Annotated in this window: 13 protein-coding genes; 5 read left to right on the top strand and 8 right to left on the bottom strand. The window is 36.6% G+C overall.

What is annotated here, in order from left to right; genetic code table 11:
* Positions 1–149 precede the first annotated feature (149 nt).
* Both pyk and aroQ read right to left on the bottom strand, forming a co-directional pair.
* Entirely contained in the window at positions 150–1,574 is a 1,425-nt protein-coding gene (gene pyk / locus J1N10_RS19820; RefSeq protein ID WP_262328470.1) for a pyruvate kinase, read from the bottom strand.
* A 101-nt stretch (positions 1,575–1,675) separates the two neighbouring features.
* Complete coding sequence (gene aroQ, locus J1N10_RS19825) at positions 1,676–2,095, bottom strand: type II 3-dehydroquinate dehydratase (RefSeq protein WP_262328471.1); 420 nt, start codon at positions 2,093–2,095, stop codon at positions 1,676–1,678.
* A gap of 192 nt (positions 2,096–2,287) precedes the next feature.
* Between aroQ and xerD the strand changes: the two genes are divergently transcribed.
* Entirely contained in the window at positions 2,288–3,187 is a 900-nt protein-coding gene (gene xerD / locus J1N10_RS19830; RefSeq protein WP_262328472.1) for a site-specific tyrosine recombinase XerD, read from the top strand.
* 105 nt (positions 3,188–3,292) lie between these two features.
* On the opposite strand, the gene J1N10_RS19835 is transcribed toward xerD, so the two are convergent.
* Positions 3,293–3,712, bottom strand: coding sequence for a Fur family transcriptional regulator (locus J1N10_RS19835; protein WP_262328473.1), 420 nt, complete (start codon positions 3,710–3,712; stop codon positions 3,293–3,295).
* Positions 3,713–3,920: 208 nt separating this feature from the next.
* On the opposite strand from J1N10_RS19835, the gene J1N10_RS19840 reads away from it, so the two are divergent.
* Complete coding sequence (locus tag J1N10_RS19840) at positions 3,921–6,548, top strand: valine--tRNA ligase (protein WP_262328474.1); 2,628 nt, start codon at positions 3,921–3,923, stop codon at positions 6,546–6,548.
* Positions 6,549–6,693: 145 nt separating this feature from the next.
* Entirely contained in the window at positions 6,694–7,884 is a 1,191-nt protein-coding gene (locus J1N10_RS19845; protein WP_262328475.1) for a transglutaminase-like domain-containing protein, read from the top strand.
* 152 nt (positions 7,885–8,036) lie between these two features.
* Here J1N10_RS19845 and nadC read toward each other — a convergent pair whose 3' ends face one another.
* Both nadC and J1N10_RS19855 read right to left on the bottom strand, forming a co-directional pair.
* Positions 8,037–8,882 carry a carboxylating nicotinate-nucleotide diphosphorylase gene (gene nadC, locus J1N10_RS19850; protein WP_262328476.1) on the bottom strand — a complete coding sequence of 282 codons (846 nt, stop codon included), beginning with the start codon at positions 8,880–8,882 and terminating at the stop codon, positions 8,037–8,039.
* Complete coding sequence (locus J1N10_RS19855) at positions 8,879–9,277, bottom strand: DUF4783 domain-containing protein (RefSeq protein WP_262328477.1); 399 nt, start codon at positions 9,275–9,277, stop codon at positions 8,879–8,881. Before J1N10_RS19855 ends, nadC begins: the two co-directional genes overlap by 4 nt.
* Before the next feature lie 208 nt (positions 9,278–9,485).
* Between J1N10_RS19855 and rlmH the strand changes: the two genes are divergently transcribed.
* Together rlmH and J1N10_RS19865 are read left to right on the top strand one after the other, a co-directional pair.
* On the top strand, positions 9,486–9,959 hold the full coding sequence (gene rlmH / locus J1N10_RS19860; RefSeq protein WP_262328478.1) for a 23S rRNA (pseudouridine(1915)-N(3))-methyltransferase RlmH: 474 nt from the start codon (positions 9,486–9,488) through the stop codon (positions 9,957–9,959).
* A 48-nt stretch (positions 9,960–10,007) separates the two neighbouring features.
* A complete protein-coding gene (locus J1N10_RS19865; protein ID WP_262328479.1) occupies positions 10,008–13,694 on the top strand; it encodes a sensor histidine kinase in 3,687 nt (1,228 codons plus the stop codon).
* Here J1N10_RS19865 and J1N10_RS19870 read toward each other — a convergent pair.
* Genes J1N10_RS19870 through J1N10_RS19880 form a run of 3 tightly spaced genes read right to left on the bottom strand, consistent with a single transcriptional unit; the run spans position 13,691 to position 15,384 of the window.
* Positions 13,691–14,062: an RDD family protein gene (locus tag J1N10_RS19870; RefSeq protein ID WP_262328480.1), complete on the bottom strand. Its 372-nt coding sequence runs from the start codon at positions 14,060–14,062 to the stop codon at positions 13,691–13,693. The genes J1N10_RS19865 and J1N10_RS19870 overlap by 4 nt on opposite strands.
* Positions 14,063–14,077: 15 nt before the next feature.
* Complete coding sequence (locus J1N10_RS19875; protein ID WP_262328481.1) at positions 14,078–14,653, bottom strand: response regulator transcription factor; 576 nt, start codon at positions 14,651–14,653, stop codon at positions 14,078–14,080.
* Complete coding sequence (locus tag J1N10_RS19880) at positions 14,653–15,384, bottom strand: hemerythrin domain-containing protein (RefSeq protein ID WP_262328482.1); 732 nt, start codon at positions 15,382–15,384, stop codon at positions 14,653–14,655. The genes J1N10_RS19875 and J1N10_RS19880 overlap by 1 nt, the downstream gene beginning before the upstream one ends.
* Positions 15,385–15,552 lie beyond the last annotated feature (168 nt).

Below are 15,552 nucleotides of genomic sequence, written 5' to 3' on the forward strand. Positions count from 1 at the left end.
TTATCGCAATAGTTCACTATTCCTCTAAAATTATTCATTGTAAATCAGTTCTTTATTTCAATCTGAGTTTTAAAATTTAAATCGAACTCAGGTTAATAAAAAAAGGTGTTACCAACGCAACACCTTTTCTCTATTCATATAATGAGTTCCTACTCTTTCTCTACTTTTTTCAGTAGCGCTTTTACGGTAATAACCTCCAAATATGTCGTACCACCGCCGATACCAAAACTACCACCTAGATAAGCTACTAAATCATCCTCAACTAATACTTCTTTCTTCAATAACTTCTTTAGGGTCTTCTTCAAGATTTCCTTCTTTGAGCTACCATCTTCCATCAAACGCGGAACGACTCCGTAAGAAAGTGCTAATTGACGTCCTACATTGGCATTATAGCACAAAGCATACACAGGACAAGTACCTCTGAATGCAGCTAAATAGCGCGCAGTTTTTCCTGTTAAGCTATCAGTTAACACGGCTTTAATATTTAAGTTCTTACTTGCGCGAACTGCCGTATCAGAAAGATAAGCTGTAATATCATTCGTATCGTGTAAAACAGGAATATCATAGCGACTATCCTTTGATGCTTCAACTTCCTTGGCAATTTTAGCCATCGTTTTCACAGCCTCAATCGGATAATTACCATAAGCCGTCTCACCACTTAACATGATGGCATCCGTACGGTAATAAATAGCGTTTGCCACATCAGTTACCTCAGCACGTGTCGGGCGTGGATTTTTAATCATAGTGTGTAACATTTGCGTAGCAACAATCACAGGCTTTTTAGCCTCTACACACTTGCGAATCATGCGACGCTGAATGCCAGGAATCTTTTCCTGTGGAATTTCGATACCCAAATCACCGCGTGCCACCATCACACCATGGACGTGTTCCAAGATTTCGTCTAAATTCTCAACGCCTTCTTCGTTTTCGATTTTAGCCACAATTTTCATTGGGCTTTCCATCTCATTTAAAATTTGCTGAACTTCGATAACATCTTCTTTGTTACGTACAAATGAGTGAGCAACAAAATCAATGTTATTTTGTGCAGCGAACTTAATAAAGTTACGATCCTTTTCCGTTACTGAAGGTAAGTTGATACGCACACCCGGAACATTTACACTCTTTCGACTGCCAACTATTCCATCGTTTAGTACCTTACAAAGCAAATGATCATCTTCTTTGGCTGTTACTTCCATCGCAACTTCACCATCATCAATCAAAATCTGACCTCCAACAGGCATATCTTGAACAAAATCTGCATAGCTAACACATATACAGTCTTTTGATGAAAAGGTATCCAAATCACCTTTCACTTTTAAAACATCGCCAGTTTTTAATTCAATGTCGTCCTCACATTTAGTTGTTCTAATCTCTGGCCCTTTTGTATCAATTAAAATGGCAATCTTATCAGAAACAGCTCTTACATTAGTAATCACTTTCAACACGCCTTCAAAATCCTGGTGCGCTGTATTCAAACGTACAACATTCATCCCAGATTTGTAAAGCTTCTTAAGAAAATCAACATCACAATTGCGATCCGAAATTGTAGCAACAATTTTGGTAAACTTCTTCATAATCAAATTTTTCTTGGTGATATGCAACAATTAACACTATTCTGAATAAGGTTCTTCCCCAACTTTATTCAGACTGTCTTTATCTATTTAATTGGTATTATTTATTTCGATTTTAATGCTTCTATTGCTAAACGATATGAATCAAGCCCAAAGCCTGCAATTACCCCAAAGCAAACTGCCGACAGGTATGACTTATGCCTGAACTCTTCTCGCTTATGTACATTACTTATATGAACTTCTATAACCGGACTTTTTATAGCTGAAATAGCATCTGCTATTGCTATTGATGTGTGCGTATATGCACCTGCATTAATAACAATCCCATCAACATCAAAACCTACTTCATGTAATTTATTTATAATCTCACCTTCGTTATTTGATTGAAAGTAGGAAATTGAATCTTCAGGATATTCAGACAGAAGCTCGTTCAAGTAATCCTCAAAAGTTTTGCTTCCATAAATAGAAGGCTCTCGTTTTCCTAAAAGATTTAAGTTAGGACCGTTTACGATTAACAAGTTCATCTGATAGTGCTATTTTATGACTGCAAAATTACGATAGTTTGTTGGAATAAAAAAGCCAGCTTTTTATTTTCAAATTTTATAGGAAAAATAAACATTATTTTAAATTTTTAATTAGATTTATTGTTTGTTATCAGTTCGATCTTTATTTTTACTGATAATTAATAATCGGGAAATTTATTAAATTGTTAAATTATGAATTGGGAATCAGAAATTAATGAATTCAGAAATTACCTCAATATTGAGAAGGGATTGTCTGAAAATTCTATTCATGCCTACATTACTGATCTAACAAAACTTGTTACCTTTTTAGACGATAAGGGAAAGAAAAAAGGTCCAGAAGATGTTATTTTGGCAGATCTAAAAGAGATGATGCAATGGATTGGTGACAGAGGTATTAGTCCACGAACTCAAGCACGAGTTATTAGCGGTATCAAGTCGTTTTACAAGTTTTTGCTAATAGAGGAAAAAGTAGAAAAAGATCCTACAGCATTACTTGAATCACCGAAAATAGGTCGTAAGCTGCCTGATATTTTATCAGTAGAAGAAATTGACACTATTATTAACTCTGTTGATTTGAAAAAATCAGAAGGTCAACGAAACAAAGCTATCTTAGAAACACTCTATAGCTGCGGCTTACGTGTATCTGAACTTATCGAACTAAAAATCTCTAACCTTTTCTTCGAATCGGGATTTATTAAAATTGAAGGTAAAGGAAATAAGGAGCGTTTAGTTCCAATTAGCTCAAAAGCAATCAAAGAAATTAATTTATACCTTAGCGAATACCGCCGCACGCTTAAGATTCATAAGGAAGATGAGGATATTTTATTCTTGAACCGTCGTGGCCATAAGCTTTCACGTGTTATGATTTTCACAATCATTAAAAACTTAACGAAAAAGCTTGGTTTCGAAAAGAATATTAGCCCACACACATTTCGCCACTCATTTGCAACACACCTTATTGACGGTGGAGCTAACTTGAGAGCTGTACAAGAAATGCTTGGACACGAATCAATTATTACAACTGAAATTTACACGCATCTTGACAAGGAATATTTAAAGAACACATTAATTCAATTCCACCCAAGATCGTAGTTAACGATAATAATAAGAAAAGCGCAATCTATTTTTAGTTTGCGCTTTTTTATTTGGTATTACCTATTAAAATAATATGATCAACAAGTCGACTGTTTTATTAAATTATTCGAGACATTTTTTACAAATACCACTCACTTCTACTGAAATTTCATCAATACAATAACCGGGTATATCCATCTGTATACTCTTCCTGATATTAATACACGATACTTCGTTGCATTTCGTACATTTAAAATGAATATGCTCATGCTTATGACAATGTTTCGAACATTCCTGACTACATAAAGCATAGTACGTTTCATCGCCCGAGGTAGAAGCTTTGTGCACAATACCATTATCTATTAGCACATTAATGGTACGATAAAGTGTTACGCGATCAAACGCTTTAAGACTTTCCTGAATCTCAGAATAAGGCAGGGCAGCTGCTTTCTCCTTTAATAGATGAAGTAATTCGATGCGAATTGGTGTTGCTTTTAATTTCCTATTCCTTAAGTATTCCCTAATTTGTTCATTAACGTTCATAGCGCAAAAGTACACTAAATGTCTTTCTTTCAAAACACAAACAATGGAAGTTTAATGTAGGTGAGGCGGCATCATTCTTTACAAATACTTATGGAGGCACATTACTACAACACTGTTTTTTTTCTTATTTTTGCAGACTTATATAATCACGTCACTAGCAAGTAGCTATTGATGAAAATGTAAAAACAGAAGAAAGACAATTACAATTATGGAAATTGCAAGCAAGTACAACCCGTCTGCTACCGAAGACAAGTGGTATAAGTATTGGATGGACAACGAATTTTTTAAGTCGGTTCCTGATGAACGCGAACCATACACCATCGTCATCCCGCCACCTAACGTCACCGGCGTCCTGCACATGGGACACATGCTTAACAATACCATCCAGGATATTTTAATTCGTCGTGCCCGTATGATGGGCAAAAATGCTTGTTGGGTGCCAGGAACTGACCACGCCTCTATTGCTACAGAAGCAAAAGTTGTAAACCGGTTGAAAGAACAAGGCATTGACAAAAAGCAATTAAGTCGCGACGAATTCCTTGATCATGCATGGAACTGGACAACTGAACATGGCGGAATTATTCTTCAGCAATTAAAAAAACTGGGTGCATCATGTGACTGGGACCGTGAAAGCTTTACCATGGATGAAACACGCAGCGATGCTGTAATCAAGGTTTTTGTTGACCTTTTCGAAAAAGGTTATATCTACCGTGGCGTTCGAATGGTTAACTGGGACTGTAAAGCCTTAACAGCAGTATCTGATGAAGAGGTGATTTATAAAGAAGTACAATCGAAATTGTACTATCTGAATTATAAAATCGAAGGCAGTGAAGATGAGTTTGTAACCATAGCCACCACACGCCCTGAAACCATTTTAGGAGATACCGCTGTTTGTATTAACCCCAACGATGAACGCTTTAAACACCTGAAAGGCAAGCGTGTTTTAGTACCTCTTATCAACCGTTCAATTCCAATTATCGAAGATGAATATGTGGATATGGAGTTTGGTACGGGATGTTTGAAAATTACGCCTGCGCACGATATCAATGACTACGAAATTGGCATGCGCCACAATTTGGAAAGCATCAATATTTTCAATGATAATGGCACATTAAGCGAAGCTGCTGAATTATTCATCGGCGAAGATCGCTTTGATGTTCGTGATAAGATTATCCCTGCATTGGAAGAAGCAGGTAGCATGGCTAAAATTGAAGACTACGTCAATAAAGTAGGTTATTCAGAACGTACTGATGTAGTTATCGAACCTAAGCTGTCGGCCCAGTGGTTCCTAAAAATGGAAGAATTAGCTAAACCGGCTTTGGAAGCTGTGATGAGCGACGAAGTAGAATTTCATCCTAAGAAATTCAAGAACGTATACCGCCACTGGATGGAAAATGTGAAAGACTGGTGTATTTCGCGTCAGCTTTGGTGGGGACACCGCATTCCGGTTTATTACCTAAGCGATGGTTCTTATGTAGTAGCTGAAAACGATGAGAAAGCACTTGAGCTTGCTAAAGAAAAAACAGGTGATGCGTCATTAACCATGGCAGACATCCGCCAGGATGAAGATGTGTTGGACACCTGGGCTTCGTCATGGCTATGGCCACTATCCGTATTTGATGGTTATGGTGATGACACAACTGAAATAGACTATTACTACCCAACCAATGATTTGGTGACAGGTCATGATATCATCTTCTTCTGGGTAGCACGTATGATTATCGCCGGATATGAATACAAAGGCACCTTCCCTTTCAAGAATGTATATTTTACAGGAATGGTACGCGACAAACAACGTCGTAAGATGTCTAAATCATTAGGTAACTCACCTGATCCATTAGATTTGATCGCTAAATATGGTGCTGACGGTGTTCGTGTGGGTATGTTATTGTGTTCGCCTGCCGGTGGTGATTTATTATTTGATGAAAACCTGCCAGAGCAAGGTCGTAACTTTGCCAATAAAATATGGAATGCCTTCCGCCTGGTTAAAGGATGGGAAATTGATGAAACCATTGAGCAGCCAGAATCGGCTAAGCAAGCCATTGCCTGGTTCGATGCCAAGTTAGACCAGACCATTGCTATCATGAACGATCACTTTGAAAAGTATCGTATCTCAGATGCTTTGATGACCGTTTACACTGTTTTCTGGCAAGAGTTCTCATCATGGTACCTTGAAGCTGTTAAACCGGCTTACCAAAAGCCTTTGGATGCTGCAACCTACAAAGCAACCAGTGAGTTCTTTGACAAACTGCTTCGTTTGCTACACCCATTTATGCCTTTCTTATCCGAAGAATTATGGCAGGCATTGGAAGAGCGCAAAGACGGAGAGAGCATCATGGTATCAGATATGCCAGCCGTTAAAGGATTGGATTTATCCATCATCGATAAATTTGAAATGCTGAAAGATGGTGTTGGCGGTGTTCGTACAATCCGTAAAGAGAAAAACATCCCAATGAAAGATACGCTATCATTAAGTATCCTGTCTGATGAAGGTTTTGCTCCTGACTTCAACGCCGTTTTAACAAAGCTAGGTAATTTGAGTGAATTAAACCTGGTGAATGAAAAAGTAGAAGGCGCCGTGTCGTTTATGGTGCGCACCAGCGAATACTTTGTGCCAATGGATGGTTTAATTGATGTGGAAGCTGAGATTAGCAAGTTGGAGAAAGAGTTAGCTCACCAGGAAGGCTTTTTAAAAGGTGTTATGAAGAAATTAGGCAACGAACGTTTTGTAAGCAGTGCACCTGAAGCTGTTGTGGCTAAAGAACGTCAAAAACAAGCCGATGCAGAAGCAAAAATCAAAACATTGACGGAGAGCATCGCTCGCTTGAAAAAATAATGACAGACATAATATCATAGTTAAAGCCGGTTATTCAACCGGCTTTTCTTTTGCCTTCGAATGGACAATTCCCCCAATCTGAACATTGATTTACGTATCAAGCTCAGCGGTTTTGTACATTTGTGATAAACGTAAAACACGAATCATGTTAAGAACATCATTACTTTTAATTGCACTAATGATTGGATTAAGTGCTTGTAACAAGTACCCCAATGTACCAAAGCAATACCACCAAATGCTTGACAAAGCCATTGAAACAGCTGGTGAAAATGCCTCTGAAATCAAAACAGCTATAGAATCGGCTCCGGCTCATCAGAAAGAAGCGGTCGCTTTTTTAGTAGCTTATATGCCCGAGCGCGACTTAAAAACATTGACAGCTGACTTTATTCTTGAAAACACGGATTATGCCTACATGGCGCGTGAACAGTATAGCTGGGCGCAAGCCATCCCCGATTCTATCTTTTTTAATGATGTTTTGCCTTATGCGAGTTTAAACGAAACTCGCGACAACTGGCGAAAAGATTTTTTCGAGCGTTTTTCTAAGTATGTGAAAGACTGCGAAACGATAGAAGCAGCCATTGACTCAGTTAATAAACATATTCGTGATGAGTTAATGGTTGATTATAATACAAAGCGCGAAAAGCCCGATCAGAGTCCTTATGAATCGATGAGACAAAACATGGCATCGTGCAGTGGCTTATCCATCTTATTAACTGATGCCTTCCGGGCTGTTGGTATTCCGTCGCGCATTGGAGGCACACCAAACTGGCACGATAAGCGCGGTAACCACAACTGGAATGAGGTGTGGATTGATGGCAAATGGTATTTTACCGAATACTATCCAAGCGGACTAAATAAAAGCTGGTTTTTGGCCGATGCCGGCAAAGCTATACCTGACAATCCGGAACATGCTATCTACGCCAGCTCATGGAAACCGACTGACAACCACTTCCCTTTGGTATGGGATTTAAATATCAAATATGTGCCTGCCGAAAATGTATCGGAAAGATATATTCGCTTATACCAGGAAGCTGAAGCAGCCAAAAAAGTAGCAGAAACGCACGTGACAGTAAAAGTAATGATGTTTAAAGATGACGTTTGCACCTTCCAGGGAGACGATCGCGTTGAAGTGAATGTGGACGTATTTTGTGGTGCTGACCAGGTGGGTGGCGGTCGAACTGCCGGACCAACTCAAGATATGAACGATGTGCTGGAGTTTGTTTTGGAAAAAAATAAAACCTACAACTTCAATTACACTGGCGAAGCTGGGCAAATAAAATCCATCCAACTAAAAATAGAGGATGAACCTCAAACTTTGAAGCTGTATTATAAATAATACGACATAAGATTTTATGCTATTCAGAATTTTAAAGCATAAAGCCTGGCAGACTCACTTAACCTGTTGGGCTAAATAGAAAAAGCCTTCAATATGTTGCGTTAACAATTGAAGGCTTTCTTTTATCTTACGATATTCTTGCTGCTAAACTATTAGTCCATCGCTTTCAAGCTTAAGTCAAGGCTTTTGATATGATGCGTTAAAGCACCAACAGAAATATAATCGACGCCGCATTCTGCATAATCGCGCAAGGTTTCAATAGTAATACCTCCTGATGATTCGGTTTCAAAACGACCATCAATAAAAGTCACTGCCTTTTTAGTCTCGTCAATAGAAAAGTTATCAAGCATAATGCGATGAATGCCACCTACGCGCATCACTTCTTCCAATTCATTCCAGTCGCGCACTTCTACTTCAATCTTTAAGTCTTTTCCTTTTTCTTCAAGGTAAGTTTGCACCTGGCGAATAGCTTTTTCAATGCCTCCGGCAAAATCAATGTGGTTATCTTTTAGCATCACCATATCGTACAAGCCCATGCGGTGGTTCACTCCACCTCCTAATCGCACCGCCTCCTTTTCAAGATAACGCATACCCGGAGTGGTTTTTCGTGTATCTAGCACACGTGTTTTCGTGCCTTCCAGGCGAGCCACATATTCAGCTGTTCGGGTAGCAATGCCACTCATGCGTTGCATCACATTTAACACTAGTCTTTCAGCCTGTAGCAATGACCAAACCTTACCGGTGACATGCATCACAACATCACCAACCTTAACTGATGTTCCATCCTTAATAAACACTTCTGTTTCAATAGATGAATCTATCTCATTAAAAATTTTGAGAGCAATATCTACGCCTGCTAAAACACCGTCTTCTTTAACCAGGAGATACATTTTTCCCTGGGCTGATTCTGGTATACACGATAGTGATGAGTGATCGCCATCGCCAATATCTTCGCGAATGGTGATATCTATAAACTGGTCGATTAACTGCTTAATCATTGTCGTTCAATTCTTATCTGATGAATATAAATTTTTCCACTTTTTTTCTTCGTCAAAAAAGTAAAGCGAAACCTACCATTGGAAGTGTGATAATTGGCAATCGCATAAGAAGCATTATCTTTCTTCCCCTGGTGAATTAATTGAAACTCTGTTACTGAATGTTGATTAAAAAAGTCCTTGATAACCATTTCAGCCTGTTTACGACTATAAACAGCTGTTTTACTGGGCAAAATAATTTCAATCTGTTCATTAAACGATTGAGATAACTTTTCAGCATTGGCTTGTTTCACCATCATAATGGTTCCTTCGGGCAAAGCCGCAGTTTGCTGAGCATTTACCTCAATTAAAACAAAAGCAAGCAGTAGAGTTAATAAATATCTGAATTGATTCATCATATAGTTTTTGTCGGCTCATCATATACAAAAATCAAGCCTTAATAACGTTTTCAACAAAATAATAATGCCCTCTACACTTATTCCAGTCTACATTCAGTGTGATTTCAATAATCACTCATTACTTTTACAACAAAAATAGAGGTTTAGTGTAATTTTACGACACTTTTACTGTATTATTTAATTATTGATAAACAAAAGAGGTATACGCATGAAAGTTGTTTTGGTTGTTATTGGTAAAACGGATGAGTCCTATTTAAAGTCTGGAATTGAGATTTTTGAAAAAAGACTTAAGCACTACATACCCTATGAAATGAAAGTAATCCCAGACCTAAAAAAAACGAAGAACTTATCAACTAATCAACAAAAAACAATGGAAGGTGAACTTCTTTTACAATCTTTCCAGGCGGGCGATCATATTGTTCTACTTGATGAAAAAGGAAAAGAATTTACCTCAGTTGAATTTGCTAAGTTGATAGAAAAACGGATGGTGGCGGGCCTGAAACGTTTAGTATTTATCATTGGCGGCCCTTACGGCTTTTCAGATGATGTATATGCCAGGGCCAATAGTAAAATTAGCTTGTCGAAAATGACCTTCTCACACCAGATGATTCGATTAATATTTGTTGAGCAACTTTACAGAGCTAATACCATTTTAAAAAACGAACCATACCACCATGAGTAATTGAAAATGATGTTTTTTCCTATCTTTATTAAATAAAAGTACTTTCATATGCCGCGCCGACAGCCTAAACTATATTCCACAATAATTGTAGCTATCGCCTTATTTATATTTGGAAAAATCATAGAACATCGTTTCGATCATAAATACACACACGATGCGGATACCTATTCAATTCAACAAACCATTAAAGATCAACAAAACGACCTAATACACAACATTACCAACCTGAATGACACAACTTTATGGAGTCAAAACACCATGTGGTCAACAATGGACTCCTTAGCTAAAAAAGATTTTCTATTTTACCTATACAAAGATTCTAATTTGGTGGCATGGTCGACCCATACGGTTTCACTGGATATCATCAAACAAGAAAGCCCTTCCATTATTCAGTTGTCAAATGGATGGTTTCTGCAACATCAAATAAACATTGGGCAATATACTTTAAAAGGCATCAGCCTGATAAAAGAACAATATGAGTATCAAAATAAGTTTTTAACCAATCGCTTTGCAGATGATTTCAAAATCAGCCACACACCATTAATCAGCTTAGATAAAGCTAATAGTCAGTATGTTATTTTTGATATCAACAACCAGTATCTGTTCTCATTAAACTACAATGATCATGATATTATTTCTCCCATAAGTATTGCTGCATTCATCATCTACACGATTAGCTTTGCAATCCTGATTTTATTAGGCATAGGTTTTTTAGAACTATATAAATTGAAGGAATGGAGTAATCGATTATTAGTAGGTATTTTTGTATACTATACTATTTTATGTCTGCTATTTAAATACTATGCTATCCCTACAGAATTCAACAATCTCGATCTGTTCTCTCCTGTAACATTTGCTGTTTCTGACCTTATTTCATCATTAGGTAGTTTATTAATATTTGCCATTTTCTTGCTATCATTTGCATTTTGCTATTACCGGTACCACAAGGCTCCCAAATACTTAAAGCATACTTCAAATAGTAAATACAAAACCTATTTTAATGTAGGAATTCATATTGCCCTAATAATGGCTCTACTGCTATTCATCAATGCCATTGTTAACACTGTTGTTATGAATTCATCGCAAGCATCTATTTTTTTCAACATTGAAGACCTAAATGCTGTAGCCCTTTACAAGCTAATCATTTTATGCTTATTCTACTGTTCAATCATATTTATTCTGGAACGCTATGTAGTCAGTATTAAAGCCTATATCAATGCATATGAATTTGTAATTATCAGTTGTATTATTTACGGAGTCCTTTACTTCGTGTTTTTGTCAATACAACAACCAGCCCAATTAATCAACTTTTTGGTTTTTATCATCATAGGTCTTATTCTTTTTAAAGCACACAGAAACAGCTCTAATGGTATAACCTACAGTTCTTTTATATGGGTAATTTTTATTGTTTCCTTTTATGCCGTAACGCTGCTCTACACATATAATATTGAAAAAGAAAAAAACAACAGGGAAGTATTGATTGATAATCTTTCATTTCAGCTGACGCGAGAATCTGATCCGGTAGCGGAGATGTACTTAACTGATATAGAAAGCAAGATAAAGACAGATGAGAATCTTATAAAGTTATTAAGTAGTGATGATGATAATGCCTCAGCAATAAAAGAATACCTTGAGAAAACATACTTCTATGGTTATTGGAAGCGATATGATATCGAGATTATTGTTTGTTGGCAAGATGCTTCGCTTTATATTGAGACCGAAGATATAACAACCAATTGTTATAATTACTTTGATGATCTCATCCATAGGGATGGCCATATGCTTAATCAATGTGAGAATTTTTACTTTTTGGATAATGACAACGTCCAGGTCAGTTACTTTGCAAAAATCCCTTATTTACAAGATAACCCAAATAAAGAAACAACATTATATATTGAAATTAACTCGAGCCCCATCTTCTCGGGCCTTGGCTATCCAGAGCTTTTACAAGGGCAAGAAGAGCAGGTAAATAACGCTGTTTATAAAAACTATTCATTCGCTAAATACATCGACAACAAACTGGTTAAACAATATGGAACACATCGCTACCCTATAGACTACTCCCTTGATACGGTTTCTGTTGGTACAAAAACTGTTTTTAGCCATGACAATATGGTGCACCTGGTCTATCAACTTAAAGACAATACAACACTCGTTTTAAGCCGCCCTGAAATTAAGCGGATATATTTATTGATGTCGTTTTCCCTATTTGCGCTATTGTTTTTAATTTTCACGGCTATACTGTTCTTTATTACTCGAACACATAAAAACCAATCCCTCAACTTCTCTATTCAGGAAAAAATTCAAATTGCGTTTGTTTCGCTCATGGTCATCATCCTGCTTGTAATGGGTGTTAGTTCTGTTTTCTATTCCATCCACCAGTTTAAACAGAAAAACAATCAAATGCTTTCTCAGCGGATAATGTCAGTACTTCAGGAAATGGAGCAAAAGATTGTAAATGAACCCATGCTGGATGAAAGTTTTCAAGATTACTTGCAATACCTAATGCAAAAGTTTTCCAATGTATTCTATTCCGATATTAACCTTTACAACACTGATGGGCATTTACTGGCTACCTCAAGGCCTGAACTATATCAACAAGGCCTATCTGGTACAATGATGAACCCTCAAGCCTATTACATATTATCGCATAAATATAAAACTGAGTTTATTCATGAAGAGTATATAGGTAAATTACATTTCACCTCAGCTTATGTTCCAATTTATAACTACAAACGTGAGGTTTTGGCATTTCTTAACCTACCTTATTTTGTTGGTAATAATGAATTAAAGACTGAGATTTCATCTCTAATTGTAGCGGTCATCAATGCCTATCTCCTATTTGTGTTAGTTGCAATTGGTATGGCCGTAATCATTTCTCGCCGCATTACACGACCATTATTCTTAATCCAGGACAGATTGGCACAAATTCGGGTCGATAAAATGAACCAAAAGATAGGCTATAAAGGCAATGATGAAGTTGGCCGATTGGTGAAAGAATACAATCGTATGGTAGATGAAATCTCAGAAAGTGCTGAGAAATTAGCGAAATCGGAACGTGAAATGGCCTGGCGTGAAATGGCAAAACAAATTGCCCATGAGATAAAAAATCCGCTGACCCCAATGAAACTTAGCGTTCAATATTTAACCAAAGCCTGGGATAATCAGCGAGAAGATTTTGACAGCTTCTTAAAACGCGTATCCCAAACTTTAATTGAACAGATTGACCAATTACACATTATTGCCAACGAATTCTCCGACTTTGCAAAAATGCCACAGGCACAAAGAACAAAGGTTAATATTATAGAAAAACTGACAAATACAGCAGCGCTATATGAAAAATCAGAACCCGCAATCCGGTTTATATATGATATTGAATCACCAGAGTGCATCGTTTTTGCCGATCCCGACCAACTAATTAGTGTATTTAATAATGTCATTAAAAACGCTGTGCAGGCAATCCCAAATGAAAAACATGGAGTCATTAAGGTTTCAAGTAAAGTCATCGGCATCAATGTTCAAATTTCCATTTCTGACAATGGTCGTGGTATAAGCGATGAAGTAAAAAGCAAAATATTTACGCCGAATTTCACTACAAAATCAAGTGGAATGGGACTTGGATTAGCCATTGTTAAAAACATAATTAACAATAGCGGCGGTAAAATATGGTTTGAAACGAATCAGAATATTGGAACCACCTTTTATCTTCAGCTACCAATTTCAGAAACTGATTAAGCTTTCACTACAGTTGTCGCTGTCCACTTAGCTCCTAAGCGTTCGTCTTTAAAAAGAAAGAAGTAAAATTCTATCAAGTTTAATACAGGTACTAATAACACAATTTGTCTGATTAGAGCTTTGTCTGGTTTGTTACTTAAGTCAGAACCATCATCACGTGATATCACCCTTATTTTAAATAACCGTCGACCAAAGCTCTGCCCTTTTAAAAACCCTAGGCTGTCTTTAAATAAAAAATAAATGAGGCCGAATAACCATCCAATTTGAGGAAACAAAGACAAGCCAAGTACTATTGAATAATCAATAATAGCAGCTAAAAGTCTCTCGGTAAATAAGTTTGTTTGCCCCAGTATTAAATGTCTAGTCATATAGATTAAAATTCTCTACGACACATCATCCATTTGAATAATGTTGTTTAATATAGCATACACTGTTAATCCTGACACTGTCTTTATACCAAGTTTTCGTGTGATATTTTTTCGATGCGAAATAACAGTATGAGTACTAATATACATTTTTTCTGCTATTTCTTTGTTAGTTAAGCCCAAAGCAACTTCTTTCAGTATATCTTTTTCGCGCGGGCTCAATTCTTCCGTTTCTATTTCTTTACGCAATCTAGTCAGGTTTTCAATAACCTTTTCAAACTTATCAGAAAGTACTTCTTTGCTATCCAAAATTGATAAATGATTAGCTGGTGAGCCTAATGGTAAGGATGAATTAAAAACATGCATTACAATTGCTTCCGCTTTTTTAACGTCCATCACCTTAATCATACTTTCATGATTAAGAACTGATGTATTGACAACAATTAAATCCGGTTCAAAGTCATGTGCAATTTTACAGCAATCTTTTTCGTTATCGACAAGCCTGACATCTTCTATATCCTGAAACGTTCGGATTAAACTCATCAAACCCAAAGATACGATATGCGAATTTTCTACGATTAAAACCCTAACCATTATTCTTCGTTTGAGTTTGACAATAAAGATTTCTCCATTTCAATAACTAAAGGGAAGAGTACATTTTCTTCTATTTCGGCATGATCCAATAAATCACGTTCTAATCTGAAAATATCGAATATTAAATTATTGTATAAGCAGTTATTAACAGGAGGTGGTAAATATTTAAGTAATATATTTTTCAAATCGAATAACGACTCTTCAATACTATTGTGTTCTTCATGGTAATCGTTTATTGAAGTCTTTTTTCGCGTCGTTAGTCTTTTCTTATCCTTTTCCTTAACGAACTCATTTAATTCGAGAATATAGGGAAAAACATTTGTTTCCTCTTGCTCTATATGCGTATTAAATTCATGAATATATTTCCTAAAAAAGTCTAACAACAACTTAACGTTCTGCTCATTTTTATCGACCTGACTTTCGAAGCTCTCAATTTGTTTCTCAATCTGAGGGATACGATGATCAACATAACAGCGGTGAGCATTACGCAAATAAGTAATTATCCATTCAACAGGAAATACTTTAAACTTTTCCCAATTTAAAAAGGATTTATCATGAAAAGAATTGGCAATTTGGAGAAAAAAAGCTGTATCAACATTGTTGGCTTCACAAACTTCTGATACAGTTCTTTCTTTAAAACCTAATGGTATTTCAAATCGTTGAATTACGGCCAGTAATTGAATATCATGCTGTACCACATCAACCATTTTTATATCACCTGTTATTTGCATCGGTTATTTTTTTTCAAAATTAATCTTTATTTGGAATTAATAAGAATAACATTCGTAAATGTTTACTAAAACTCTATAAACGCAAAAAATCCGATACTCAAATGAATATCGGATTTCTCTAAAAAAAGGCGGCGACCTACTCTCCCACTTCTACGCAGTACCATCGGC

It is taken from the genome of Carboxylicivirga litoralis, from assembly GCF_025499605.1.
Lineage (GTDB): Bacteria > Bacteroidota > Bacteroidia > Bacteroidales > Marinilabiliaceae > Carboxylicivirga > Carboxylicivirga litoralis.

What these genes read in the sequence shown, in the direction of transcription:
- pyk (WP_262328470.1), bottom strand. Translation starts at nt 1,574, where the DNA reads ATGAAGAAGTTTACCAAAATTGTTGCTACAATTTCGGATCGCAATTGT.
- aroQ (WP_262328471.1), bottom strand. Translation starts at nt 2,095, where the DNA reads ATGAACTTGTTAATCGTAAACGGTCCTAACTTAAATCTTTTAGGAAAA.
- xerD (WP_262328472.1), top strand. Translation starts at nt 2,288, where the DNA reads ATGAATTGGGAATCAGAAATTAATGAATTCAGAAATTACCTCAATATT.
- J1N10_RS19835 (WP_262328473.1), bottom strand. Translation starts at nt 3,712, where the DNA reads ATGAACGTTAATGAACAAATTAGGGAATACTTAAGGAATAGGAAATTA.
- J1N10_RS19840 (WP_262328474.1), top strand. Translation starts at nt 3,921, where the DNA reads ATGGAAATTGCAAGCAAGTACAACCCGTCTGCTACCGAAGACAAGTGG.
- J1N10_RS19845 (WP_262328475.1), top strand. Translation starts at nt 6,694, where the DNA reads ATGTTAAGAACATCATTACTTTTAATTGCACTAATGATTGGATTAAGT.
- nadC (WP_262328476.1), bottom strand. Translation starts at nt 8,882, where the DNA reads ATGATTAAGCAGTTAATCGACCAGTTTATAGATATCACCATTCGCGAA.
- J1N10_RS19855 (WP_262328477.1), bottom strand. Translation starts at nt 9,277, where the DNA reads ATGATGAATCAATTCAGATATTTATTAACTCTACTGCTTGCTTTTGTT.
- rlmH (WP_262328478.1), top strand. Translation starts at nt 9,486, where the DNA reads ATGAAAGTTGTTTTGGTTGTTATTGGTAAAACGGATGAGTCCTATTTA.
- J1N10_RS19865 (WP_262328479.1), top strand. Translation starts at nt 10,008, where the DNA reads ATGCCGCGCCGACAGCCTAAACTATATTCCACAATAATTGTAGCTATC.
- J1N10_RS19870 (WP_262328480.1), bottom strand. Translation starts at nt 14,062, where the DNA reads ATGACTAGACATTTAATACTGGGGCAAACAAACTTATTTACCGAGAGA.
- J1N10_RS19875 (WP_262328481.1), bottom strand. Translation starts at nt 14,653, where the DNA reads ATGGTTAGGGTTTTAATCGTAGAAAATTCGCATATCGTATCTTTGGGT.
- J1N10_RS19880 (WP_262328482.1), bottom strand. Translation starts at nt 15,384, where the DNA reads ATGCAAATAACAGGTGATATAAAAATGGTTGATGTGGTACAGCATGAT.